The organism is Actinomadura rubrisoli (genome assembly GCF_004349215.1).
Classification (GTDB): Bacteria; Actinomycetota; Actinomycetes; order Streptosporangiales; family Streptosporangiaceae; genus Spirillospora; species Spirillospora rubrisoli.
On the sequence record NZ_SMKU01000767.1, the window covers coordinates 1 to 729 of the forward strand.

At 74.2% G+C, this 729-nt stretch carries 1 protein-coding gene and 1 pseudogene; one reads left to right on the forward strand and one right to left on the reverse strand.

The window, feature by feature from the left end:
- Positions 1-333 (reverse strand): DUF58 domain-containing protein (locus E1298_RS47375; RefSeq protein ID WP_131903914.1); only part of this gene is annotated, 333 nt, incomplete at its 3' end.
- Between E1298_RS47375 and E1298_RS47380 the strand changes: the two are divergent.
- A pseudogene (locus tag E1298_RS47380) lies at positions 329-729 on the forward strand (AAA family ATPase); the annotation flags it as partial. The gene E1298_RS47375 and the pseudogene E1298_RS47380 sit on opposite strands and share 5 nt — an antisense overlap.

A 729-nucleotide genomic window follows, 5' to 3' on the forward strand; every position in this document is an offset into this window, starting at 1 on the left:
ATAAGAGACAGGGACGGCCTGGAGGAGGGCGTACAGGGCGGCCTTGCCGGTGCGGGCGGGCCAGCGGCGCAGGCCGTCGTGGTGCAGGAGGTAGGCGCCGGCGCGGTCGCCGAGGCGGATGGTGAGGAATCCGACGGCGGCGAGGGCGGCGACGGCGAGGTCGCGTTTGACCAGGGCGCCGGTGCCGAAGTCCATGCTGGGGGTGAGGTCGACCAGGGCCCAGGCTTCGAGTTCGTGGTCGGCGATGAGGTCGCGGACGTGGGGGATGGTGGTGCGGGCGGTGACGGCCCAGTCCATGTGGCGGATGTCGTCCTCGCCGGGCTGGTAGCGCATGAGCGTCGACCCCCCCGAAGCCGCGCAGCTCCTGGACACCGCCCGCCTGGCCTCCCTCCAGCGCGCCGCCGAAGGCGTCTCCGTCCACGAACTGGTCGCCGACTACATCGTCCGGCTCGTCATGGCCACCCGCGAACCCGAGCAGTACCGCCTGCCCGACCTGCGGCCCGTCATCGAGATCGGCGCCAGCCCCCGCGCCACCCTCGGCGTCGTCTCCGCCGCCCGCGCCCTGGCCCTGCTGTCGGGACGCGACTACGTCCTGCCCGACGACGTCCGCGCCGTCGCCGGCGACGTCATCTCCCACCGCCTCGTCCTGACCTTCGACGCCCTCGCCGACGGCGTCTCCCCCGCCGACGTCGTCGCCCAGATCCTCGCCGCCGTCCCCCCGCCCCGCGT